The following is a 23,664-nucleotide window of genomic DNA, read 5'->3' on the forward strand; positions in this document are numbered from 1 at the left end:
CATCGCCGCCGCGTCGCCCACCGCCCCGTCGGACGCCCGCGCCGCCCTGCACCGGCTGCGCGCCGAGGTGGGCAAGGCGGTCGTCGGGCAGGACGCCGTGGTCACCGGGCTGGTGATCGCGCTGCTCTGCCGCGGGCACGTACTGCTGGAGGGCGTGCCGGGGGTGGCCAAGACGCTGCTGGTCCGCACCCTGGCCACCGCGCTCGACCTGGACTCCAAGCGCGTGCAGTTCACCCCCGACCTGATGCCCGGCGACGTCACCGGCTCGCTGATCTTCGACCCGCGCACCGCCGCGTTCACGTTCCGCGAGGGGCCGGTCTTCACCAACCTGCTCCTCGCCGACGAGATCAACCGCACCCCGCCCAAGACCCAGTCGGCGTTGCTGGAGGTGATGGAGGAACGGCAGGTGTCCGTCGAGGGCGAGCGCCGTCCGCTGCCCGAGCCGTTCATCGTCGCGGCCACCCAGAACCCGGTCGAGTACGAGGGCACCTACCCGCTGCCCGAGGCGCAGCTCGACCGCTTCCTGCTCAAGCTGACCGTGCCGCTGCCGGGCCGGGACGAGGAGCTGGGCGTGCTCCGCGCGCACCACGCCGGCTTCGACCCGCGCGACCTGCGTGCCGCCGGCGTACGCCCGGTGGCCGGCGCGGCCGACCTCGCCGCCGCCCGCGCGGAGGCCCACGCGGTGCACGTCGCCGAACCGGTGCTCGGCTACATCGTGGACCTCTGCCGCGCCACCCGGTCCACGCCCGCCCTGGAGCTGGGCGCCTCACCCCGGGGCGCCACCGCGCTGCTCGCCACCGCGAAGGCGTGGTCCTGGCTGGCCGGCCGCGACCACGTCACGCCGGACGACGTGAAGGCGGTCGCCCGCCCCACGCTGCGGCACCGGCTCCGGGCCCGGCCCGAGGTGGAGCTGGAGGGCGTCACGGTGGACGCCGTGCTGGACTCGGTGCTGGCCACCGTGCCGACGCCGCGATGACCTGGCGGGCGGGCCTGCTGCTCGCGGCGGGCGCCGCGACGCTGCCGGCCTGGCCGGCGCCGTTCCTCGGCGTCGCCGTGCTGACCGCGGTGGTGCTGCTGCTGGTGGCGCTCGACCGGGCGCTCGCCGCCCCGCCGCACGCGCTCACCGTGCACCGCACCGGCGACCGGACGGTCCGGCTCGGCGGCACCGCCACCGTCACCCTGCACCTGGCCAACCCCACCGACCGGACGCTGCGCGCCCAGGTGCGGGACGCGTGGGTGCCGTCGGCCGGGGCACGCCCCGAACGGGCCGCGCACGACGTGCTGGCCGTGCCGCCCGGCGGCACGGCCACCCTGCCGGTCCGCCTCACCCCGACCCGGCGCGGCGACCGGCCGGCGGTGGCGCTGACCGTACGTTCCCTCGGGCCGATGCGGCTGGGTTTCCGGCAGCGCGCCGAACGCCCCGTCACGCCACAGTGGACGCTGCGGGTGCTGCCGCGCTTCGACTCGCGGCGACACCTGCCGGAGAAGTTGGCCCGGCTGCGGGTCATCGACGGCGTGCAGGTGACGCGCGGGCGCGGCCACGGCACCGAGTTCGACACCCTGCGCGAGTACGCGGTCGGCGACGACGTCCGGTCGATCGACTGGCGGGCCAGCGCCCGCCGCGCCGACGTGCTGGTCCGCACCTGGCGCCCGGAACGCGACCGGCGGCTCGTCTGCGTGCTGGACACCGGCCGCACCTCGGCGGTCCGGCTCGGCGACGAGCCGCGGCTGGACACCGCGATCGACGCGGCGTTGCTGCTCACCGCGCTGGCCGCCCGGGCCGGCGACCGGGTGGACCTGCTGGCCGTGGACACCGCCGTGCGGGCCCGGGTGACCGGCAGCGGCCGCCCGGCGTTGCTCACCCGCCTGGTCGAGGCGATGGCGCCGCTCCAGCCGGCGCTGGCCGAGACCGACTTCGAGCTGGTCGCCGCCGAGGTGCTGCGGCGCGAGCGACGGCGCAGCCTGGTGGTGTTCTTCACCGCGCTGGACCCGGGCGCGGTGCGGGAGGGCTTGCTGCCGGTCCTGCCCCGGCTGGCGGCCCGACACCGGGTGGTGCTGGCAGCCACCCACGATCCGGTGCTGACCGGGCTCGCCACCGCCACCCCGGCCGGCCCCGACGACCCGTACGCGGCCGCGTCGGCCTGGCGCGCGCTCGCCGAGCGGGACCGGGTGCGCGCCGCCCTGTCCCGGCACGGGGTGACCGTGGTGGACGTGGCCGCCGACCGGCTCGCGCCCGCCGTGGCCGACACCTACCTGCGGCTCAAGGCCTCCGGTCAGCTCTGACCGCGTGCCGGCCGAGCAGCAGCGCGTAGGCCAGGAAGCCCGCCCAGACCAGGGCGCCGGCGGCCACCCGCGCGGCCACCGGCAGCGGTGCCGGGGTGACGAACGCCTCCAGCAGCGCGGAGACCGCGAACAGCCCGACCAGGCCGGCCGCGACCACGATGGCCGCCCGCCCGGCCTCGGCGACCGCCCGGCCGCGGCCGAGATGCGCGGGCGGGGCGATCCAGGCCCAGGCGGTCCGCAGCCCGACCCCGGCGGCGAGGTGGATGCCGGTCAACTCCAGCAGGCCGTGCGGCGTGATCATGCCGAAGAAGACGTCCGCCCGGTCGTAGGAGATCATCACCCCGCCCACCACGCCGATGTTCAGCGCGTTCTGCCACAGCAGCCAGAACACCGGCAGCACCAGCACGCCGGCGGCCAGGCACTGGGCCGCCAGCCAGGCGTTGTGCGTCCACAGGTGGAAGGCGAAGGTCGGCGCGGCGAACTCGGTGTAGTAGCCGGCGAAGCCGGAGTCGACGAGTTGCCGGGCCGACTCGGCGCCGATGAAGGCGGCGGCGGTGTCCGGATGGCCGGCGACGAACCAGATGAGGAACGCGGTCAGCGCGCTGAACCCGGTGGCGACGCCGCACCACCACGGCCAGGCGCGGTAGAGGGCGGCGGGCAGGTCGGCCAGCAGGAACCGGCGCGCCGACGCCCAGGACGGCCGGGGGCGACCGGTGATCCGGGCGCGGGCGGCGAGGACCAGGTGGGACAGCCGCCCGACCAGCGCCGGCTCGGGGGCCCGGCTGCGCAGCGTGGAGAGGTGGGTGGCGGTGCGCTGGTAAAGCGTGACCAGCTCGTCGACCTCGGTCGGCTCCAGACGACGCCGGCCGGTCAACTGCTCCAACCGGCGCCACTCGGCGCCGTGCTCCGCCGCGTACGCGTCGAGATCCACTCGTGCCTCCCCCGTCCGGCGTCCATGGTGTTCACTGTCGGGGTGCGCGCGCAACCTCCCCCGGCCTCGCGGTGGGCCGACGCCGGTCTGGTCAGCGGCGAGGCGGTGGAGCTGGACGTCCGGGTGGCCCGGCTGGGCTCCCGGGTGCTCGCCCTGCTGGTCGACCTGGTCGTCCAGATCGGCCTCGCGCTCGTGCTCGGCGCGGCGCTGTCGATGCTGGTGCTCGCGCTGCCGCCGGACGTGCTGGACGCCGCCCTGGCCGGCGGCCTCCAGGTGGTGCTGGTGGTGCTGGTCTTCGTCGGCTACCCGGTGGTGATGGAGCGGTTCGCCGGTGGCCGGACGGTGGGCAAGCTGGCGGTGGGGCTGCGGGTGGTGCGGGCCGACGGCGGGCCGGTCGGGGTCGGGCAGTCGGTGACCCGGGCGCTGGTCGGCGTCGCGGTGGAGTGGCCCGGCCTGGTGCTGCCGCTGCTGAGCTGGGCGGCGACCGTGACGGTGATGCTCACCGACGCGCGCGGGCGGCGGCTGGGCGACCTGGTGGCCGGCACGCTCGTGGTGCACACCCGGGGCGCCGGGGTGTGGCGGCCGCTGCCGCCGGCCGTGCCGCCGCTGCTGGCCTGGTCGGCCACGCTCGACCTGACCCGGGTGGACGACGGGCTGGCTCTGGCCGTCCGGCAGTACGTCGACCGGCTGCCGCAGCTCGCCGCGCCGGAGGCGGTCCGGCTGGGCCGGGAACTGTGGGCGGAGGTGGCCGCCGTGACGTCGCCGCCGCCGCCGTGGCGCGCGCCGGAGTGGGCGTACCTGTCCGCCGTGCTGGCCGAGCGGAGGCGCCGCGCCGCGTACCGGTCGGGTCGGGCCCGCGCGGTCACCGACGCGCTCTGGCCGGAGCTGGCCCCGGCGCCGGCCGCGCCGGTCCGGGCGCCGCTGCGGCGGGCCGCGCCGGAACCCGCCGGGCCCGCTCCGGTACGCCGCTGACGGCCCCGGCTCAGGAGAACAGCGCCCGCCCCCACCAGTCGGCCGCGTCGCGCACGCCGGGCGGGCAGGCGAACAGGCCGCTGGAGACGTGCCGCAGATATTCGTTCATCGCGTCGTTGCGGGCCAGCCGGGTCTGGATCGGCACGAACTGCTTGCGCGGGTCCCGCTGGTAGGCGATGAAGAACAGTCCGGCGTCGAGCCGGCCCAGCCCGTCCGAGCCGTCCACGAAGTTGTAGCCGCGACGCAGCAGGCGGGCGCCGCCGTTCTGGTCCGGGTGGGCGAGCCGCACGTGCGCGTTCTCCGCGATGGCCGGTTGACCGTCGTCGCCCTTCGCGGCGAAGTCCGGCTCGTCGAACTCGTCGCGGCGGCCCAGCGGGGCGCCGCTGCCCTTGGTCCGGCCGGTGATCATCTCCTGCTCGGCCAGCGGGCTGCGGTCCCAGGTCTCGATCAGCATCCGGATCTTGCGGGTGACCAGGTAGGAACCGCCGGCCATCCAGTCCGGGCCGTCGCCCGGCTGCACCCACAGCTGCTCCCGGAGCAGGCCGGCGTCCTCGGCCTTGAGGTTGGCGGTGCCGTCCTTGAAGCCGAACAGGTTGCGCGGCGTGGCCTGGTCGCGCGACGTCGACGAGGTACGCCCGAAGCCGAGCTGCGACCAGCGGACGCTGACCACGCCCATGCCGATCCGGGCCAGGTTGCGGATGGCGTGCACCGCCACCTGCGGGTCGTTGGCGCAGGCCTGGACGCAGATGTCGCCCCCGGACAGCTCCGGCTTGAGCGCGTCGCCGGCGAAGTGCGGCAGGTCGGCCAGCGCGGCGGGGCGGCGGTCGGCGATGCCGAAGCGGTCCCGGCCCTGGGCGTCGCGGAACAGCGACGGGCCGAAGCCCACGGTGACGGTGAGCTGCGACGGGGGCAGGCCGAGCGCCTCACCGGTGTCGTCCGGCGGCGCCTCCGGCATGCCGCCGACCGCGCCGATCAGCCCGGCGTCCTTGCCGGCGGTCATCCGGGCCGCGGCGGCGGTCCACTCCTGCAGCATCGCGACCAGCCGGTCCCGGTCCTTCGTGACCACGTCGAACGCGACGAAGTGCAGCCGGTCCTGGGCGGCGGTGGTGATGCCGGCCTGGTGCTCGCCGAGGAACGGCACCGCCCCGGCGGCGGTCCCGGTCGCCGACGCCTGGCCGCCACCGGCGAGCAGCGCGCCCGCGCCGGCCGCCACGCCGGCCACCCCGGCCGCACCGACGCCGGCCAGGGTCATCGCCCGCCGCCGGGAGACCCGGCGGCCGGCCGGCTGGTTCGTCGGCTCGCTCGTCGCGTCACCGCCGGTCGGAGTGGTCATCGCGCGACGGCCGCTGCGATCTTGCTGACCGGCTCGGCCAGCGCGTTGATCCGGTCCGACAGCTCCTTCAGCTCGGCCTTGCTGAGCTGGGTGTGCAGCTTCCAGCCGTCGCCGGCCCGGTGTTTGCCGAGCACGGCCTCCACGTCGGCGAACTCGGCGTCGAGCTGCTTGACCAGGTCGGGTGCGCGCTGCTCCAGGGCCGGGCGCAGCGCGGCGACGGCGGCCTTCGAGCCTTCCAGGTTGGCGTTGAAGTCCCAGAGGTCGGTGTGCGAGTACCGCTCCTCCTCGCCGGTGATCTTGCCGCTGGCGACCTCGTCGAGCAGCGCCTTGGCGCCGTTGGCGAGCTGGAGCGGGGTGAGCTTCTCGGCGTCGGCCTTGGCCACGATCGCCTTGACGTCGACCAGGAGCTGGTCGGCGATGGGGCCGTCCTTGCTGATGTCGCCGGTGGTCCAGAGGTCCTTCTCGATCCGGTGGAAGCCGGTGAACTCCATGCCCTCCTCGACCACCTCCTCGCGGCCGTCGATCTTCGGGTCGAGGTCGCCGAAGCTCTCCGCGACCGGCTCGATCCGCTCCCAGTAGGTGCGGGCCACCGGGTAGAGCGCCTTGGCCTTCGCCACGTCGCCGGCCTTGACCGCGGCCACGAACTCCTCGGTCCTGGTCAGCAGCGCGGCGGTCTGGCTGCGGACGTAGCGCTGGTAGCTGGCGGTGGCCTCGGTGAGCGCGGCGTCCGGCGCGACGCTCGCGGCGGTGCCGCTGACCTTCAGCGCGCCCCGGATGCCCCGGCCGCTCATCCCCGGCTTGCAGGCGGTCTCGTACGTCCCGGCGGGCAGCTCGACGCGCAGTTCACGGCTCAGCCCCGGAGCGATGTTCTCGACCTCGCCCATCACCCGGTCACCCGCGGCGTAGACGTAGAACTCGTTGACCTTGGAACCGGTGTTCGTCACCTTGAAGGTCACCTGACCGGCGTCGATCGCGGTGCTGCCCACCTCGCAGGCGGTGTCGGTGGCCTTGACGGCGATCGGGCCGCCCGCCGTGGCGTCGGCGTCGTCACCGCCCCCGCAACCGGTCAGTCCGGCGACGGCGAGCAACCCGGCGGCGGCGGGCGCGACGAATCGAGTGGTACGCATCGGTGCGGGTTCTCCTCGAAGGACGGGCGGGTCAGGCGCGCGGGGACGGGGCGGCGGCGGCCGGCTGCGGTCGCTCGGCCGGGACGGTCTCGTCGACCGGGGCGGCGGGCTCGGCCTCGGTGGGCGTCGCGATCGGCCGGGCCGGCTCGACCGGGGCCGCCGTCGTCTCGGCCGGGCTCGTGACGGCCGGGCTCGTGACGGCCGTGGTCCCGGCGGGGCTCGGGGCCGGGGTGCTCGCGGCGGGCTTGGCAGGCGCCGCGGTGGGCTTGCGGAGGAAGAGCACGAGCACCGGCACCGCGTAGGCGACCCAGGCGATCAGCTCCAGCACGGTCGGCGCGGCGGTGATGTTGAACATGCCGGCGAGCAGCGCGCCGTACCAGGCGTTCGGGTCGAGCGTGGCGGAGATGTCGAAGGCCTGGTTGTTCAGGCCGGGCAGCACGCCGGCCTCCTGGAAGTCGTGCACGCCGTACTTGAGGATGCCGGCGGCGACCAGGATCAGCAGCGCGCCGGTCCAGGTGAAGAAGCGGCTCAGGTTGATCTTCAGGGCGCTGCGGTAGAGCCCGAAGCCGATGACCACGGCGGTGACGATGCCGCCGATCAGGGCGAGCAGCGAGCCCGCCCCGGTGCCGCCGGCCACGCTCTCGGCGGCGGCGTAGAAGATCAGCGCGGTCTCCAGGCCCTCCCGGACCACCGCGAGGAAGGCCATCCCGGCGACCGCCAGCGATCCGACGGCGAGCGCCTCGGTGAGCTTGCCGCGCAGCTCGCCGGCGATCGACCGGGCCGCCCGGCGCATCCAGAAGATCATCCAGGTCACGAAGACGACGGCGGCGACCGACGTGACCGCCTCGAAGAACTCGCGCGACTCGGAGGTGCGCAGCAGCGAGGTCGAGGTGTACTGGATCAGCGAGCCGAAGACGACGGAGAGCGCCACGGCCAGGCCGACGCCGGCCCAGACCTGGGGCAGCCGGTCACGCCGCTGCGACTTCACCAGGAAGGCGACCAGGATGCTGACCACCAGGGTCGCTTCCAGGCCCTCCCGCAGGCCGATCAGGTACGTGGCGAACATCCGTTACTCCGTAGTAGGTCAGGCATGCCTCAGTTAACTTAGGGCAGCCATACCTTGCTCCTGTTCCGGCACCGCGTCAAGTTGTTCCCGGCAACGTCACCCTGGTCGACCGATGCCCGACCACCGGACGGTCGACTCAGCCTCACCCGGGACGGCCGCACCCGCCAGGGCCGGATGACCCCTCTCGACCCCACGTACGACGGAGGGGACCGGGACGGCCGCGCGACGGCCGACCCCGGTCCCCTCCGGGCGTGGGACTCAGTAGCGGTAGTGCTCCGACTTGAACGGCCCCTCCGGGGAGACGCCCAGGTAGGAGGCCTGCTCCTTGGTGAGCGTGGTCAGCTTGGCGCCGAGCGCGTCCAGGTGCAGGCGGGCGACCTTCTCGTCGAGGTGCTTGGGCAGCACGTAGACGCCGATCGGGTACTCGTCGGTCTTGGTGAACAGCTCGATCTGCGCGATGGTCTGGTTGGCGAACGAGTTCGACATCACGAAGCTCGGGTGCCCGGTGGCGTTGCCCAGGTTCAGCAGGCGACCCTCGGAGAGCACGATGATGGCGTGGCCGTCGTCGAAGCGCCACACGTCGACCTGCGGCTTGATGTTCTCGCGGGTGACGTCGCTGCGCTTGGCCAGGCCGGCCATGTCGATCTCGTTGTCGAAGTGACCGATGTTGCCGACGATCGCCTGGTGCTTCATCCGGGCCATGTGCTCGTTGGTGATCACGTCGAAGCAGCCGGTCGCGGTGATGAAGATGTCGGCCTGCTCCACCACGTCGTCGAGCGTGGCGACCTGGTAGCCGTCCATCGCCGCCTGCAGCGCGCAGATCGGGTCGACCTCGGTCACCACGACCCGGGCGCCCTGCCCGCGCAGCGACTCGGCGCAGCCCTTGCCCACGTCGCCGTAGCCCATCACGACGGCCATCTTGCCGCCGATCAGCACGTCGGTGGCCCGGTTGATGCCGTCGATGAGCGAGTGGCGGCAGCCGTACTTGTTGTCGAACTTGCTCTTGGTCACCGAGTCGTTGACGTTGATCGCCGGGAAGAGCAGCGTGCCGGCGCGGTGCATCTCGTAGAGCCGGTGCACGCCGGTGGTGGTCTCCTCGGTGACGCCCTTGATGCCGGCGGCGATCCGGGTCCAGCGCTGGTTGTCCTCACCGAGCGTGCGGTGCAGCAGCTCGAGGATGACCGCGTATTCCTCGGAGTCGGCGGACTCCACCGGCGGCACGACCCCGGCCTTCTCGAACTCGGCGCCCTTGTGCACCAGCAGGGTGGCGTCGCCGCCGTCGTCGAGGATCATGTTCGGGCCCTGCCCGTCCGGCCAGGCGAGCACCTGCTCGGTGCACCACCAGTATTCCGGCAGCGACTCGCCCTTCCAGGCGTAGACCGGAACGCCGGCCGGGGCCTCGGGGGTGCCGTCGGGGCCGACCACGATCGCCGCGGCGGCGTGGTCCTGGGTGGAGAAGATGTTGCAGGACGCCCAGCGGACCTGCGCGCCGAGCGCGACCAGGGTCTCGATCAGGACGGCGGTCTGGACGGTCATGTGCAGCGAGCCGGTGATGCGGGCGCCGGCGAGCGGCTGGGCGTCGGCGAACTCGCGCCGGATCGCCATCAGGCCGGGCATCTCGTGCTCCGCGAGCCGGATCTCCTTGCGGCCGAACTCGGCGAGCGACAGATCCGCCACCTTGTAGTCGCCCTCGGCGAGGGTGCTCGGCCGGGCGCCGGACGACGGGCCGCTGGTGGCCGCCGGGAGGGTGCTGGTCATGGAAGCTCCTGTCGAAGGAAGTGCTGCGCAGCCTTCCACCTTACGCGCGTGAACCGGCTCACCCGGGGCCGGTTCGTGGGGGAGCGACGGATCGACGCTGGACAGCGCACGGGGCGGACGGTCGTGAACGGACTTTCCGCCCACGGCCCGGCCGCCCCGTGCATCCCCCCGGTTTGGTTCCCCGCGCGTTCCCGGACCTTCGTCGCGACAACGCTGCGTACCCATGAAGTTACCTTCGGCGACCGAGGTGCGGGCCGTTTCCGGAAATCCGGCGGTTCAGCGCAGGCCGCACGTGGCCACGAACGCCTCGCCGTCCCCGGCGAGCGCCAGCGCGCCGCCGGCCGCGGTGCCGACCGCGGACTGGCCCGCGCCCAACGTCACCACGCCGACGCCGTCGTCCACGGACAGCTTGCCGGCCCGGCAGAGCACCACCCGCGGGCCGGGCAACGTCAGCCGCGCCCCGGGCGAACCGGCGCTCACCGTCACCCGGTGCAACGCGAAGTCCTCCACCGGCACCGGCCAGGTCGACACCCCGGGCGCCACCCGCTCCGGCCGCAGGACCGGGTCGGCCAGCACCTCGAACCGCAACACCCGCAGCAACTCTTCCACGTCGACGCGCTTCGGGGTCAGCCCGCCGCGCAGCACGTTGTCGCTGGCCGCCATGATCTCGACACCGGTGCCGCGCAGGTAGGCGTGCAGGTTGCCGGCCGGCATCCAGATCCCGTCCCCCGGCGCCAGCCGGACGTGGTGCAGCAGCAACGCCACCACCACACCCGGGTCGGCCGGATAGCCGGCCGCGAGCGTCCGCACCAGCGCGGCGTCCGGCGACGCCGGCCCGGCGGTCGCCGCCGCCAGCACGGCCGCCACCAGCCCGGCGCGCTCCGTCTCCGGCCAGCTCAACAACGCGCGTACGGCCTCCCGCAGGCCCGCCGGCCCGGTGCGCAACGCGGCCACCACCGGCTCCAGCGCGGGTACGCCGAACCCGCCGATCACCGCCGCCGACTCGGCCGGGTCGCGGAAGCCGCAGAGCGCCTCGAACTCGCTCAGCGCCACCAGCAGCTCCGGCTTGTGGTACGGGTCGACGTAGTTGACCCGCCCGTCGTCGGCGGCGTGCCCGGCCCGCGCCTGCTCGGCGTCCGGATGCGCCTGCAGACTCAGCGGCGCGTCCGCGGCCAGCACCTTCAGCAGGAACGGCAGCCGGGTGCCGAACCGGCCGACCAGCCGCTCACCCAGCCAGTGCCCCGGCTCGGCCACCAGCAGCTCGGTGAGGCTCACCGGCCGGCCGTCCCGGTCGACGGTGGCCGGGGCGCCCGGATGGGCCCCCAGCCACAGCTCGGCCTCCGGCCCGTCGCTCGGCACCGGCCGACCCTGCAACTCGGCGATCGCGGTCCGCGAACCCCAGGCGTAGTCCCGGATCCGGCCCTGCAACAACTCCATCGGTCAGCTCCCGGGTCGTCCGGCCACCTCGTCGGCCTTCGTCGCGGCCTCCGGCGCGCCCGCGCCGGCGGCGTCGTCCCCCACGGCCTCCGGCACGGCCGTGTCGGCGGCCTGCCCGGTGCCCGCCCGCTGGGCCGCCGCGCTCCAGATGTCCGGCTCCAGATAGATCACCCGGGCGATCGGCACCTCGCGGCGGATCCGCGCCTCGACGGCGTTGATGCCCCGGGCCAACTCCTCGGCGCTCTCGCAGGCCGGCACCGCGATCTTCGCGGCCACCAACAGCTCCTCCGGACCGAGGTAGAGCGTCTTCATGTGGATGATCCGCTCGACCTCCGGACCGCCGGTGACGGCCTGCTCGATCTTGGCCAGCTCGCTCCGCTCGGCGCCCTCGCCGAGCAGCAGGCTCTTCGTCTCGATCGCCAGCGTGATCGCGATGACCACCAGCAGCACGCCGATCATCGCGGTGCCGGCGGCGTCCCACATGCCGTTGCCGGTGGCCAGCGTCATGCCGACACCGAACAGCGCGAAGACCAGACCCACCAACGCGCCGAAGTCCTCCAGCAGCACCACCGGCAGCTCCGGGGCCTTGGCCCGGCGGATGAACCGGACCCAGGTCTGCTTGCCCCGGATCAGGTTGGACTCCTTGATCGCGGTGCGGAACGAGAAGCCCTCCATCACGATCGCGGCGAGCAGCACCACCACCGGCACCCACTGCCAGTTCTCGATCGGGTGCGGGTCGGACGCCTTGTGGTAGGCCTCGTAGAGCGCGAACAGGCCACCGAGGCTGAACAGCACGATCGACACGATGAACGCGTAGATGTAACGCTCCCGGCCGTAGCCGAACGGGTGCTGCGGCGTGGCCTCCCGCTTGGCCCGCCGGCCGCCGATCAGCAGCAGACCCTGGTTGCCGGAGTCGGCCACCGAGTGGATCGACTCCGCCAGCATCGACGACGAGCCGGTCAGCAGGAACGCGATGAACTTGGTGACGGCGATGCCGAGGTTCGCCGCCAGGGCGGCGACGATCGCCTTGGTGCCCCCGTTTGCGCTCATTCCCCGCCTCGCTCGATGCCGCACGTGCTCACTGGTTTGCCAGCTCCTTCATTTCCGTGATGGCCGGAACCGCCATCGGGTCCAGCCCGTGGGCCAGGGCGAGATAGATCGAGGCGAAGTCGGGGACCGCCACCAGCGAGGCGAGTCGCTCCAGCGCGGAGCCGCCCTCGGCGGTCACCACGTCACAGCGCACCCCGCGCCGGTCGGCGAGCGTCTGCACCGCGTCCGCGCGGCGCTCCTCCACCGCCAGCGGCTCGTCGGTGTCGTCGTCGGCGTTGAGCCCGCCGTCGCGCAGCAGCACCAGCCGCAGCCGGACGCCCTCGTCGCCGGCGTCGCCGGGGTCGGCGAAGATGTCCCGCTCCCCCTCCGCCAAACCGCCGAAGACGCCGTCGAGCAGGCCCACCCGGCCCCGACCGGCCTCGCCCAGCGCCCCGCTGACCACCGGGTAGCGGGAGTTCGCCGACAACGTGTCGCCGAACCGGCGGGCGGCCACGGTGGCCAACGGGGACGAGCCCCAGACGATCGGGATCGAGCCCGACAGGCCCAACGCGAGGGACTTCGCCGGGTTGACGAAGGACTCGGCGGTCGGCCGGCACCGGTCGGCGTCGGCGTCCAACCGGGCCGCGGTCTCGGCCAGGTCCGCCTCGTTGACCTTCACGAGGCCGAGCGTACGGGCGGCCAGCAGGACCGGCACGGTGAGCGCCCACAGGCTCGCCCGGGCCGGCGCCCGGCGGGGCACCGGAATGAACGGCGCCCGGGCCCGCTCGGCCACCGACTGGAGTTGCGAGTCCGGAGCGCCGACCGCGACCAGCCGGGCCCCGCGCCGGTGCGCCGCCTCGGCCGCGCCCAACGCCTCGGGGCTGCGGCCGGAGGCGCTCACCGCGATCACCACGTCCGCCGCGCCCACCCAGCCCGGCACGCCGGCGCTGCGGTGCGGGATGACCGGCACCGGGCAGCGCGGCCCGGCGACCGTGGCCAGCACGTCACCGGTACGCCCGGCGGTGCCGATGCCGGCGATGACCACCGCCCGGGGTCGCCCGTCGTCGCCGAGCACGGACAGGTTCGCCTCGGCGGCCAACGCCGCCGACTCGCGCACCTGCGCGCCGGCCGAGGCGGTGAACCGGAGCATGCCGCCCGGGTCGTGCTCGGCCAGCAACGCCGGATCGTCCAGCAGGGCCTCGTCCGCGTGCCGGTGCCCGCTGACCCCGGCCGTACCGTCCATCACCGCGACGACCCGCCCCGCGCGTCGTCGGAGCCGGGCCCACCGCGCGCCTCGTCCAGAAGCAGCACCGGGACGTCGTCGCGCACCTCGAAGACCCGACCGCACTCCGTGCAGGTCAGCGTCTGCGCCTGCGGGTCGTAGTCGAGCGGGGCGTGGTGCGTGTCCGGGCAGGCGAGGATCTCGAGCAACTGCGGGTCCAGGGCCACGGCGCGGCTCCTTCCACGTATGCGGTCTCACCGGTCGGCGGTGCCGTCCGGCGCACGCGATCTTAACGGCGAACCGCGCCCGGCACCGGATCCCGTTCGACACCCGCCGATCGGCCCGGTGGGCGGGTCACGTTGCCGCCACTCAGGGTCACCGTAGCCCGGTGACCCTCCGCGTTCCGGCTCAGTCCGGCATGCGGGGCAACACGCTTGTGGCGTCCTCGGCCGGCGGGGCCGGCGGTGTGGCCGGCGGCGCACCGTACACGTTGCCGCTCGGGCGGGGCGGCGTCGCGCCGCCGTACACCGTCGGGGTCGCTCCGGGCGTCTGGGACCGGTAGGTCGTGCTGCTGCGCGGCAGCGGGACCGGCGGCTGGTCGGCGGCCGGGCCGCCGTCCGCCCGGTCCGCGCGGTTGCGGCGCACCAGCAGCAGGACGATGAGAGCGGCGCCGACGAGTACCAGCGCGATGCCGAACCACATGATGAGGGAACCTCCGGAGGACGAGTCGGCAGCGGCGCCGGCGGCCGGGTCGACGGCGGCGACCAGCGGCGACGTGCCGGCAGCCTCGGCCGCGGTGGACACGACCGCGCTGGGCGTGGGGGTCGGCGACGGCTTGCGGGAGGGCGTCGGGGTCGCGCTCGGTGTCCGCTCCGCACCCACCAGCCGGGCCGACCGGCCGGCCCGGCCGAGCACCTGGCCGTTCGCGGCGCTCGCCTCACCGGCCAGCTCCAGCCGCCCGCCGACGGCGCCGGCCAGGAACGTCACCCGGTACCGCACGACGGCGCCCTTGCCCTTGCAGAGCGGTCGGTCGACCGGCGCCACCTGCCCGGTGGTGACCACGCCACCATCACCGCCGCCGCCGGCCACCGGCACCGCCACCCAGCGGCCGGCGGTCGCCACCTGCACCCGGACCTGGTCCGCGCGCAGGCCGTCCAGCCTCAGCCCGAGCACGGTGCGCAACTGCACACACCCCTCGGTGCGCTTGCGTACCTCGATCGCCACCGCGCCCGCCGACCCGCCGGCGGTGAAGCTGCCCGCCGAGCGCAGCCCGACCCGGTCGCCGTCGGCCATCGCCGGGGACGCCGGGGCGGCCACCAGGCCACCCAGCAACGCGCCGACCGTGGCCCAGCGCGCCGCGTGCCGCCTCACCGACATCTCCACCTCACCGTTTCCGTCCCGGACGCAATCCGCCGGGTGAGGTTACTACCCGCGCACCAGCACCCCTGCTCATCGAACGCTCGACATGTGTGCCGCGACACGCGAATGTCGTCAGCCCAGCTTGTCGTGGGCCACGAGCGCCTGCCGGCAGAGCCGGTCGGCGGTCCGGGTGGTCTCCGGCAGCCGATAACGCGGCGTCAGGGCCAGTACCCGCTCCACCGCCTCGTCCAACCCGATCCGGTGCCCGACGCTGACGAAGACCGGACGAACCCCGTCCCGGGTCCGCAGCACCTGCCCGACCACCTCGTCGCCGTCGCGCAGGGCGGACCGGTCACCGCGTCGGAGGCCCGGCCCCGTCCACGACCCGACCAGCGGGGTCTTGCCCACCCCGATCGCCGGCACCCCGGTCACCACACCCAGGTGGCAGGCCAACCCGAACCGGCGTGGATGCGCCACCCCGTGCCCGTCGCAGACCAGCAGCTCGGGCCGGACGGTCAACCGGTCCAGCGCCGCCAGCAGCGCCGGCATCTCCCGGAAGGCGAACAGCCCGGGCACGTACGGGAAGGCCGGCCGACCGACGTGCACCGCCTCGTCCACCACGTCGAGGCTGACGGCGTCGAGCACCGTGACGGCCGCCACGAGCCGGTCGCCGCTCTGCGCGTACGCGACGTCCAGCCCGGCCACCGTCGCGGGCACGCTCGGACCCGGCCCGACCAGTTCGACCCGGGCCCGCAACTCCTCCTGTACGCGTCTCGCCTCCGCCACGTCGGCCGGCGGCCGGTACGGCACCGTCACGACCGCTCGGGGTCCCCGCCCGGCGCGCTGGCGATGGTGGGGTCGGCACCGGGGTCCCCGGCCTGCCGAAGCTGCTCCTCGAACATCACAAAGGTCCGCCGCCGGATTCCCCGGACGAGTGCCGCCTCCTCCGGCGTGTACGCACGTCGCTCAGCGATGGCCTGCTCCTCGATCGCCCGAACGGTCTCGTAGAGCGCGTACACCGGCCCGTCACCTTTGAGGCTCAGACCCCGCTCTTCTTCGACGCGCTGGACGAATCGATCCGCCGACCGGACAAAGATCTCGCCTCCCATGGCGAAGACAATCTCGTCGATCATGTCGTTGGCCGCCTGCCAGCCACCTGTCCCCCGATCCAACCGCCACGCGGTCAGACCACCCTCCGCCGTGGGCACGACCTTCACCGGGGTGTCGTAGTAGTCGTAGTAACCAGCGAGGCTGAGCCCGTCCGCCGCTTCCGTCATCGCTGTCCACCGCTCAGGGTCGATTGAAGTGCGGCCCAGAAGTGTTCGCGTTGACGCCGAGCGATGCCCTTCCGGATCGCTGATTCCGCGACAGAGAGGCTACGGCCCTGGCTCCGAGGCACCGCCTCCAGGTCACGCGACACCTCGAACAGGGAGTGCTCCCATTCCGCCACCTGATCCAGGGCGGCCAACTGCAACCGGAACTCACCTACATGGCCGCTAGAGGTTCGCACCAAGAACTGGATATCTCGATATCCGCTGTCCTGAGGGTTGCGGAACCGGTCCTCAAATCTTGCCACCCGGAGGCGTGGATTGGTGCGGAGGTTCGCAAGTCCGGCGTAGAGGTCGTCCACAGTCTGGTAGGAGACTCTGCCTGCGGCTAGGTCACGAAGACGATCAGCTTGCCCACCGTTCCGCTCGATCTTGTCCTCGGCACGGGCACGATCCTTCGGCCCAGGTCGTGGCTTGTAGTCGGCCCCGTAAGCCGAGAGTCCAGCCAGCTCATGACCAAGCGAGTCCAGTTCACCCTGCGCTATCTCTGCCTCCTGATACAAGTTGTCCAGATAAGACCTCCGGTATGCCAGGTCGCTGGATCGACCTTTGTCAAATTTGGGCTGGAGGGCCACCGGGCGATCGCCCTCGAAGTAGAGGCTCATGCCGATCTGTTCTCGGGTGAGCGGAGTGGGCTCGACGGCAGGTATGGGAGCCGAAGCGACCGCCGTCGCACCTCGCTCCCGAATCTCGTCCAGCACGTCGCCGAGTACGTCGATAGCCTCTTGATGGCTCGCCAGATGATGCAGGGTCACCGGGCGGGCTGTCAGGGAGTTGGCGAGTTCCGGGGTTGCCAGGATCATCCGGACCAGGTCGGGCCGCTCCGCGAGCTGCCGCACCAGCGTCTCGGCCAGCAACTCCTCGCGCCGGGGCGGCGCCTCCCAACTCTGGTCGAGCATCCGCTGGACGCGAGGGTCGGCGAACAACCGCTTCAGGTCGCCGGCCGCGGTCTCGTCCAGCCCCGGCACCAGCCGTCGCAGCGTCGGCCCGTCGGCGTGCTGCGCCAACTCGACAGGCGTCACCCCGGCGGCGAAGGCGGCGTCCAGGCTGCCGCTCGCCGACAGTGCGTCGCGCACGTAGAGCCCGGCGGCGATCCGGGCCGCATGCGCCTCGCGGTGGGCACCGCGTACCTGATCCGGCTTCGGCTCGGCCGGTGGCGCGCTGCCCGGGAGCGAGGCAGCCGGCGGGCGGTGGAAGGTGGTCGACTCACCGAGCAGGTGGACACGGTTGAAATCCGGCGGGGTCCCGCTGTCGAGGGGCGGCGGGGCCGGCAGCCGGGGCGGCGCCGGACGGGGCGGCGGCTCCGGCAGGACGGTGAAGTTGCCGGGCGGCCGGCCGGAGAGCGGCATCGGGCGGCCGTCCGGACCGAGGACCAGGGCGTCCACGTCGACCACGTTGCCGACGAACGGCGCGCCGCTGTGGCGGTAGAGCGGCTGGTCGGCCACCGTCCCGCTCTGCGGATCGAGGTAGAGGACCGTGCCGTTCTGGTTCAGCGCGACCCAGGCGTGCGAGCCGCCGCCCTCGAAGCTGGTGATGAGGAAGGCGTAGCTGCCGTGGCCACCCGACGCCAATTGTGCGTGCAGGTCGCGGTAGCCACGCTCGACGACCCTCCGCCGATCGGCACCCGTGGCCCCGGGCCGGTCGGGCCCGCACAGGTCCTGGAACCGGCCGCCGGTCGTCTCCTCGACCCGCAGCGGCCCGTCCACCTCACCGCCGACCGGCCGATGGACGTCACCCGCCAGGTAGCCGTCGAAGGTACGCGGGGCGGCAACCCGTGGTCGGCCGTGCATCCACGTCTCGAAGAGCGACAGCGTGCAGTCGAGGCAGTTGATGCCCCGGGTGGCGTCGGCGGCCGGACCGCCGTCGTTCGCCAGCCGGAACCACCCGCCGCGCCGGGGATCGGCGGTGCGGGCCACGCTGCCGTCCGGGTTGCGGGGCATCTGCCGTTCGAGGTCGGTCTGGTGCAGTGCGAGCGGAGGCCGGAGCCCGCCACGACGACCGTAGGGGCGCGACCGGTCCACGGGCGGCGGGTGGCGATGACCGCTCAGCGCGGACTCGTCGGCCGTCTCCACTGCGCCGGGCGCCAGGTCGGCCACATCGTCGTTGATCCGGTAGAAGTCGAGGTCGTCCTCGACCATGACCCGCTCCGGCAAGCGATTGCCGGCGCGTACCGCGTCCGCCTCGTCGACCGCCCGATAGTGCAACTGCTCCCGCAGCCGCCCCTCCCGTACGTGCTGGTCGGCAAGGTGGTGCTGCCCGGCCTGGCGCAGTTCGTAGCCCCTCGTCAGGAGCCAACGCGCCGCCTCGTAATGCTGCTCGGCGAGTTCGCGCAACTCCCTGACCTGCGACTGTCGCCGGTTCTCCTCGTGCAGTGCCCGCTGGGACGCCAGGTAGCCCCGGTAACGGCGCCGGTCCAGCGCCTCGCGGTCGGCCGCCACGCGTGCGGCCCGCTCCTGTGGGGTCTCGCGCCGAAGGGCGGGGTGGCGGTCGGGCGGACCGTGGAAGGGGGCCGAGGAGTCGGTTGAGGGGCGCGGCGGGGCCAACGTCTCCAGCAGCGGAAAGCGGGGGTTCGGGGCTGGCCGGGGCTCCGGACCGATGGCCGGTGCGCCCGGGCTCGGAGCGAGGTGCGGGTGGACCGTCGGGGCCGTGGACGCGCCGATGTGTCCTTCGCCGCCCCCCGAGACGAGCCGATCCGGGGTAGGCGTCCCCAGAGAATACGGACTGTCGGTGGTCGGTGGGGACAGCGTCACCGACGCTGCCGCGTGCACCGGCGTGGCTGGAGGTGAGGTCATCTCGGGTGGGGCCGGGGCCGGACCGCTTCGGACGTCGGTCGGAGCGGCGAGGGAGGCACTGGCGATCGGCGCGTCGACGGTCACCGAGGACAAGGTCGGAGTGATGGTGACCGCCCCGTGCGCCGGGCCGATCGTCACCGCCGCCGCCCCGGAGCTCGCCGAGTGCGACGCCGGGGAGGTGCTCGCCCCCGGCCCCGGTCGCGCCGACTCCGCCGGAGAAGGGTGGGTGCTGGCCGATGCGTCGATCGCCGGCGGGGCGACGGATGGGGTGCCACTGGTGAGATCGGCCCGAGCCTGACCGGCCACCGGCTCGCCAGGGTGGACGGACACCGCCGGCTCCGGTGTCCGCTGCGTCGGGATGGACGCGGCCGGGTCGATCCCGGGTGGCACGTCCAGGCCGACCGGCAGAGCCGCGACGCCGCCGAGCTTCCCGTCGAGCCGGTGGTGCAGCGCTGTGTCGGCCTGTCCGGTGGCGGAGCCGCTCACCCCGGAGGCCGCGGCGCGGGCCAGGTCCTCCAGCGACGGCCCCTGGCCGGTGGCCAGCCCCGCCGCGGTTTCCGCGAGGCTCTCGCCGGCCATCTCCCGCCCGAAGTGCTCCCCGACCCTGGCCAAGCGCCCGCTGGCGTGCCGACCGAGACCGGCGAGGGGCGCGGCCGCTCCACCGGCGAAACCGCCCAGCCCCGACGCGCCGACGTCGGTGAGGTCGAGGCCGTCCCGCCGGCCGGTGGAGTTCTGGTAGGCCTGGGTGGCCAGGCTGGTGCCGGCCTCCTGCCCGGCCTCCACCAGGCCACCGAGCACCGCCTTGCGGGCGAGCCCTCGGGCACCGCTCTTGACCGCCTCCTTGGCGGCTCGCTCGCCCGCCTCCTTGAGTCCCTCCCGGACCGCCTTGCGGGCCAGCTGCGCCACCAGCCGCTTGAATATCTGCTGCACCGCGACCCGGGTGGCGGCGATCGCGGCCCCGGCCGCCGGTGACGCCGTGCCCAGGGTCAGCGCGGTGACCACCACGAGGGACAGCAGTTCGACGACCAGGATGCCCAGCTCGATCCAGGCCTCCAGCTTCGCGCCCTCGATGTCGCAGCCGCAGGAGTCGACCAGTCGTCCCAACTCGTCGGTGGCCGCGGCCAGGACGTGCAGCGGGGCGTCCTCGTCACCGGCCACCCTGTCCCAGGCCGTGTCGAACGCGTGGGCCACCAGGCCGACACCGCCGTATCCGCTCTTCACCTCGCCGGCGGCGGTGACCGCGTCGTCGCGCGGGCCGGTCAGGACGCCGGCCACGCCGTACCACTGGTCAGCCAGGTCCCAGACGGCTCGCTCGTTGCCCTCGGGCCATTCCACGCCGACCACCCAGTCGAGCGCCTCGTAGATCCAGCCGGGCAGTTCCCAGGGGCAGTAGTCGAGCGGATGCGGGATCGGGCTGGGCAGCATGCTCACGCGCGGATCCTCCGGTGGTCAGCGCCAGGGCCGATGCGGGTTGTGCCGCTGGTGCGGGATCTGCCCGAGGTCACGGGCATTCCCCAGGTCCGTCTCGACGGTCGCGGTGACCGAGCGGACCACGTCGGAGCCGATCCCTTCGAGCGACCGGCCGAGCAGCTCCCAGGCCCGCAGCAGCGTCGCGGCGTAACCCTGGTAGTGCTTGTCGAACGCGGCGCCGATGTCGTCCCGCCCCCACGGCCGTTGCGCGCCGGCCGTGGCAATCGGGTCACCGGTCTCCCGTCGCGCCGCGTTCACCGCCCGGCCGGTCGCGGCCAGGTCGGCGCCGCCGCGCCGGGCGCGCTCCGCGTCCAGCCAGATCTCTCCCCCGGTCACCGGTCACTCGCCGCGCGACATGACTGCGTCGGCCCGGCCCAGCAGCGTGCCGAAATCGTGGGTACGCAGGAACTCGACCGACGGCGAGCCGGGTGGCAGATGTCCGGAGAGCAGCTCACGGGTGGCGCTGCCCGCGGCGGCGTTGGCCCGCAGCACGGTCTCGGTGATCTTCCGGCTCAGCGCCCGGGCATCGCGGTCGTGGAACACGGCCGGGCTGACCTCGACGCTGATCAGCTCGCCCCGCGCCCCGACCACCGCGGTGACCTGACCGTCGTCGGAGCGCTCGGTCACCCGCAACTCGGCCAGCCTGGTCTGCAGTTCGTCCAGACCGGACCGCAGGCGCTGGTACTGGCCGTACACCTCGTCGAATCGCGCGCGTAGTGCACGGTTCGCATCCCGGTCCGAACTCTCGGCCACCGCCACTCCCCTTCCGTCACCGTGGGTAGGGCCGACCATACCGGGTGCCACGAAATCCATGGGGTCCGGTAATTTCAGGTGGTGATCGAGCGACAGCAGGCCGAGCAGATCGCCTCCGTGTGGGCCCGGCGGGACTCCGACCGCCTCGGTTTCCCCTGCACGCCTGTGGTCGAGGAGTTCGACCTGGGCTACGTGATCGTGTCCACGGTGGCCACCGAGTCCCGGGCCCTGCCCGGCGACCTGCCGACGACGGTCATCGACAAGGAGACCGGCGAGGTGTCCACCTGGCCCCGGGTCCCGGCGGGCGCGGTGGAGGAGATGTACCGGCAACGCCGCCCGGCCGAACCGCGCGCCCCCCGCACCGTCGACCCGGCCGCGCAGTTGCTCCGCGAGCTGACCCGGCTGCCCACCCCCGGCGCCGCCGCCCATCTCACACTCGACGGGCGACTGCACGTGGCGCAGGGTGCCAAGGGTGACGTCGAGCTGCGCCACCATCCGCTCGTCCGGTCCTACCTGGACGAGCTACCCGCCGGCCATCTGGTCCGGGGCGGCGAACGGCACGCCGAGATGATCGCCGTCTCCGACGCCCTGCACGAGCACGACCACCGCCGGGCAGCGGAGGGGCTACCGCCACTCACCTACGAGGAGGCCCGCGATCTGTTGGGCACCGGCCGGATCGAGTTCTTCCGGATCCGCGAGCCAGGTGATCCGGCGGGTGGCGCGGCCGAACTCCCCTGCGACTCGTGCGTCAGGTTCCTGGTGCGATTCGCGGTCCTACCCTGGTCCGATCTGGCCTTCGTCGAGGAATGGCGCCCGGAGCCGCAGGACGTCGTCCAACCCGGACGGCTCCCGGACGAGGTGGCTCTCGCGCTCACGGACGGCGGCTGGCAGGTCAGCATGTTCAACGAGGCCCTCGCGCTGGGTGCGATCGCCGAGACGAGGGAGAGCACGGGGCAGCACCACCAACACGAGATCTTTCCGGCCGCCGAGGCGGCACTCACCGCGTTCCCGGCCGTCCTCAGTCGGCGACGCGGGCCCGGCGAGCAGGTGTGGATCAGCCGATTCACGACGAATCCGCTGCGCGCGGCGCACACCGCCGACACCCTTGCCGACTTCGGTGCGGTCCTGGGCGCCCGCCTCTTCCCGCTGGGCAGCGAACGTCAGGAGAGCATCCTCGCGGTCGACGAGCACGGCCGGGTCTTCGCCCTCGACCAGGCCGGCGAGTGGTTTCTCGGTGCCGACATCGACGCCGCCCTCACCACCCTGCTGCTCGGTCGCGCCCCGGCCCGGGTCCGCGACGACGGCACCTGGTGACCTACAGCTCGATCCCGGTGAGCACCGTGACGCGCTGCTCGGTGTAGTCCTCCATGGCGCTGCGCAGCCCTTCCCGCCCCACCCCCGACCCCTTCACCCCGCCGTAGGGCATCTGGTCGGCCCGGTAGGACGGCACGTCGCCGACGATCACGCCGCCGACCTCCAGCGTGCGGGCGGCGGCGAACGCCACGTCGAGCCGGTGGGTGAAGACGCCGGCCTGCAGCCCGTACGCGGAGTCGTTGACCGCGGCGAACGCGGCCCGGTCGTCCGCGACCGGGGCGACCACCAGCACCGGCCCGAACACCTCCTCGGCGCACACCTTGGCGTCGGCGGGCACCCCGCTGAGCACGGTGGGTGGACAGGTGGCGCCGTCGCGCCGGCCGCCCACCTCGACGGTGGCCCCGGCGGTGACCGCCTCGGCGACCCAGGCCTCGACGCGCCGCGCCGCCTCGACGGAGACCAGCGGGCCGACGTCCGTCGACTCGTCGCGGGGGTCGCCGGTGCGCAGCGCCTCGACGGCGGCGACGAGCCGGGGCAGGAAGCGGTCGTAGAGCCGTTCGTGCACGTGGACCCGCTGCACGGCGATGCACGACTGGCCGGCCTGGTAGTTGGAGAACGTGGCGACACGCTGCGCGGCGAAGGTCAGGTCCTCGTCCGACGACCAGTCGGCGCAGATCACCGCCGCCGCGTTGCCGCCCAGTTCCAGGGTGACGTGCTTGTCGTGGGCGGCCCGGCGGATGGCCGCGCCGACCGGCCCGGAGCCGGTGAACGACACCACCGGCAGCCGCGGGTCGGCGACCAGGTCGGCGGCGCGCTCGTTGGGCAGCGGCAGCACCGAGAACATGCCCTCGGGCAGGTCCGTCTCGGCGAGGATCTCACCGAGCAGCAGGGCGGTGAGCGGGGTGGCCGGGGCCGGCTTGACCACGATCGGGGTGCCGACGGCGAGTGCCGGAGCGACCTTGTGGGCGACCAGGTTGAGCGGGAAGTTGAACGGGGTGATGCCGAGCACCGGCCCGCGCGGCACCCGCCGGACCAGGGCGATCCGGCCGGTCGCGGCCGGGTCGGTGTCGAGGCGTTGCAGGTCGCCGGAGAAGCGGCGGGCCTCCTCGGCGGCCCAGCGGAACACCGAGATCGCGCGCCCGACCTCGGCCTTCGCCCACTTGACCGGCTTGCCGTTCTCGGCGGTGATCAGCGCCGCGATCTCGGCGGCGCGTTCGGCGAGCCGCCGGGTGACGTGGTCCAGGGCCGCCGCGCGGGCGTGCGCGGGCAGGGCCGCGGCCGTCGCCGCCACCCGGGCGGCGCCGGCGACGGCGGCTTCGACCTGGTCGGTCGTGGCGAGCGTGGTACGTCCCACCGCCTGCCCGTCGTACGGGTGGGTGACGGTCAACTCGTGATCGCCGTGGGCGGGGCGGCCGGCGACGTAGAAGGCTCTCGGCTCCACGTCCGGCAGCGTAGACCAGAGACGCCCACGCGGAAACAGTTGCCCAAAC

The 23,664-nt window shown here is 73.8% G+C and carries 20 protein-coding genes; 4 read left to right on the top strand and 16 right to left on the bottom strand.

Translation table 11 applies throughout. The features are described from left to right. Position 1: 1 nt before the first annotated feature. A complete protein-coding gene (locus tag GA0070213_RS08605) occupies positions 2–976 on the top strand; it encodes an AAA family ATPase (RefSeq protein ID WP_425412812.1) in 975 nt (324 codons plus the stop codon). Continuing rightward, on the top strand, positions 973–2,283 hold the full coding sequence (locus tag GA0070213_RS08610) for a DUF58 domain-containing protein (RefSeq protein WP_091060335.1): 1,311 nt from the start codon (positions 973–975) through the stop codon (positions 2,281–2,283). The genes GA0070213_RS08605 and GA0070213_RS08610 overlap by 4 nt, the downstream gene beginning before the upstream one ends. Here GA0070213_RS08610 and GA0070213_RS08615 read toward each other — a convergent pair. Next, positions 2,261–3,214, bottom strand: coding sequence for a stage II sporulation protein M (locus tag GA0070213_RS08615; protein ID WP_091060338.1), 954 nt, complete (start codon positions 3,212–3,214; stop codon positions 2,261–2,263). The genes GA0070213_RS08610 and GA0070213_RS08615 overlap by 23 nt on opposite strands. Positions 3,215–3,256: 42 nt before the next feature. Here GA0070213_RS08615 and GA0070213_RS32510 point away from each other — a divergent pair, with 42 nt between their 5' ends. Continuing rightward, positions 3,257–4,186, top strand: coding sequence for an RDD family protein (locus GA0070213_RS32510; protein ID WP_281182269.1), 930 nt, complete (start codon positions 3,257–3,259; stop codon positions 4,184–4,186). Between the two features lie 10 nt (positions 4,187–4,196). Here GA0070213_RS32510 and efeB read toward each other — a convergent pair whose 3' ends face one another. From efeB to GA0070213_RS08690, 14 genes are all read right to left on the bottom strand, one after another. Beyond that, the gene (gene efeB / locus GA0070213_RS08625; protein ID WP_091060347.1) at positions 4,197–5,519 is read right to left on the bottom strand and encodes an iron uptake transporter deferrochelatase/peroxidase subunit; all 1,323 of its coding nucleotides are present in this window, start codon (positions 5,517–5,519) and stop codon (positions 4,197–4,199) included. Further along, on the bottom strand, positions 5,516–6,646 hold the full coding sequence (gene efeO / locus GA0070213_RS08630; RefSeq protein ID WP_091060350.1) for an iron uptake system protein EfeO: 1,131 nt from the start codon (positions 6,644–6,646) through the stop codon (positions 5,516–5,518). The genes efeB and efeO overlap by 4 nt, the downstream gene beginning before the upstream one ends. A 31-nt stretch (positions 6,647–6,677) precedes the next feature. Next, complete coding sequence (gene efeU, locus GA0070213_RS08635; RefSeq protein WP_342670492.1) at positions 6,678–7,712, bottom strand: iron uptake transporter permease EfeU; 1,035 nt, start codon at positions 7,710–7,712, stop codon at positions 6,678–6,680. A 258-nt stretch (positions 7,713–7,970) separates the two neighbouring features. Next, the gene (gene ahcY, locus GA0070213_RS08640; protein ID WP_091060355.1) at positions 7,971–9,470 is read right to left on the bottom strand and encodes an adenosylhomocysteinase; all 1,500 of its coding nucleotides are present in this window, start codon (positions 9,468–9,470) and stop codon (positions 7,971–7,973) included. A gap of 276 nt (positions 9,471–9,746) precedes the next feature. After that, positions 9,747–10,907, bottom strand: a complete 1,161-nt coding sequence (manA, locus tag GA0070213_RS08645; RefSeq protein WP_091060360.1) for a mannose-6-phosphate isomerase, class I — start codon at positions 10,905–10,907, stop codon at positions 9,747–9,749. A 3-nt stretch (positions 10,908–10,910) separates the two neighbouring features. Further along, the gene (locus tag GA0070213_RS08650; protein WP_091060363.1) at positions 10,911–11,957 is read right to left on the bottom strand and encodes a cation diffusion facilitator family transporter; all 1,047 of its coding nucleotides are present in this window, start codon (positions 11,955–11,957) and stop codon (positions 10,911–10,913) included. A gap of 28 nt (positions 11,958–11,985) precedes the next feature. After that, positions 11,986–13,182 (bottom strand): SIS domain-containing protein, encoded by a 1,197-nt coding sequence (locus tag GA0070213_RS08655; protein WP_091060366.1) that lies wholly within the window; start codon positions 13,180–13,182, stop codon positions 11,986–11,988. Beyond that, positions 13,179–13,385 carry a Trm112 family protein gene (locus tag GA0070213_RS08660; RefSeq protein ID WP_091060370.1) on the bottom strand — a complete coding sequence of 69 codons (207 nt, stop codon included), beginning with the start codon at positions 13,383–13,385 and terminating at the stop codon, positions 13,179–13,181. The genes GA0070213_RS08655 and GA0070213_RS08660 overlap by 4 nt, the downstream gene beginning before the upstream one ends. Before the next feature lie 181 nt (positions 13,386–13,566). Next, positions 13,567–14,535, bottom strand: a complete 969-nt coding sequence (locus GA0070213_RS08665; RefSeq protein ID WP_091061463.1) for a hypothetical protein — start codon at positions 14,533–14,535, stop codon at positions 13,567–13,569. Positions 14,536–14,649: 114 nt separating this feature from the next. Continuing rightward, a complete protein-coding gene (nfi, locus tag GA0070213_RS08670; RefSeq protein ID WP_091060374.1) occupies positions 14,650–15,333 on the bottom strand; it encodes a deoxyribonuclease V in 684 nt (227 codons plus the stop codon). After that, on the bottom strand, positions 15,330–15,794 hold the full coding sequence (locus GA0070213_RS08675; RefSeq protein WP_091060377.1) for a hypothetical protein: 465 nt from the start codon (positions 15,792–15,794) through the stop codon (positions 15,330–15,332). Before GA0070213_RS08675 ends, nfi begins: the two co-directional genes overlap by 4 nt. Beyond that, positions 15,791–20,062, bottom strand: coding sequence for a toxin glutamine deamidase domain-containing protein (locus tag GA0070213_RS08680; protein WP_245716340.1), 4,272 nt, complete (start codon positions 20,060–20,062; stop codon positions 15,791–15,793). Before GA0070213_RS08680 ends, GA0070213_RS08675 begins: the two co-directional genes overlap by 4 nt. A 24-nt stretch (positions 20,063–20,086) precedes the next feature. Further along, a complete protein-coding gene (locus GA0070213_RS08685; RefSeq protein ID WP_091060383.1) occupies positions 20,087–20,443 on the bottom strand; it encodes a hypothetical protein in 357 nt (118 codons plus the stop codon). A 3-nt stretch (positions 20,444–20,446) separates the two neighbouring features. Next, on the bottom strand, positions 20,447–20,860 hold the full coding sequence (locus GA0070213_RS08690) for a YbaB/EbfC family nucleoid-associated protein (protein ID WP_091061465.1): 414 nt from the start codon (positions 20,858–20,860) through the stop codon (positions 20,447–20,449). Positions 20,861–20,938: 78 nt separating this feature from the next. Here GA0070213_RS08690 and GA0070213_RS08695 point away from each other — a divergent pair, with 78 nt between their 5' ends. Continuing rightward, positions 20,939–22,174 carry an SUKH-3 domain-containing protein gene (locus GA0070213_RS08695; protein ID WP_091060387.1) on the top strand — a complete coding sequence of 412 codons (1,236 nt, stop codon included), beginning with the start codon at positions 20,939–20,941 and terminating at the stop codon, positions 22,172–22,174. Position 22,175: 1 nt separating this feature from the next. On the opposite strand, the gene GA0070213_RS08700 is transcribed toward GA0070213_RS08695, so the two are convergent. Beyond that, the gene (locus GA0070213_RS08700) at positions 22,176–23,615 is read right to left on the bottom strand and encodes an aldehyde dehydrogenase family protein (protein ID WP_091060392.1); all 1,440 of its coding nucleotides are present in this window, start codon (positions 23,613–23,615) and stop codon (positions 22,176–22,178) included. Positions 23,616–23,664: the final 49 nt, after the last annotated feature.

Origin of the sequence: Micromonospora humi, from assembly GCF_900090105.1 — a bacterium.
In the GTDB taxonomy this organism is placed as follows: domain Bacteria; phylum Actinomycetota; class Actinomycetes; order Mycobacteriales; family Micromonosporaceae; genus Micromonospora; species Micromonospora humi.